Annotated in this window: 1 protein-coding gene; it reads right to left on the bottom strand. The window is 73.0% G+C overall.

Annotated features, from left to right (window positions below; genetic code table 11):
- Positions 1–369 (bottom strand): flavoprotein (locus AC1DSF_RS31210; RefSeq protein ID WP_478184181.1); only part of this gene is annotated, 369 nt, incomplete at its 3' end.
- Between the last annotated feature and the right edge of the window lie 23 nt (positions 370–392).

Here is a 392-nt window from a genome sequence, read left to right as displayed (position 1 = left end):
CATCGCGGGCGCGAACACGACGGGACAGCGGGCGGTCAGGAGCGTGTTGGTCAGCAGGTCGTCGGCAATGCCGTGCGCGGCCTTGGCGAGGACGTCGGCGGTGGCGGGCGCGACGATCACCAGGTCGGCGTTCTGCCCGATGCGGACGTGCGGCACTTCGTGGACGTCGTTCCACACCTCGGTGGCGACCGGCTGCCCGGACAACGCGGCCCACGTCGGGGCGCCGACGAACTTGAGCGCGGCCGCGGTCGGCACCACGCGCACCTCGTGCCCGGACTCGGTGAACCGGCGCAGCACGTCGCACGCCTTGTAGGCGGCGATGCCGCCGGACACGCCGAGCACCACGCGGGGACGGGGCTGACTGGTCATCGGTACGTCTCCCTGCCTGGGCG

It is taken from the genome of Variovorax sp. 01N429 (assembly GCF_056399425.1).
The sequence above is the reverse complement of the archived record's forward strand: the minus strand, read 5'-3'. Positions and strand labels throughout refer to the sequence as shown.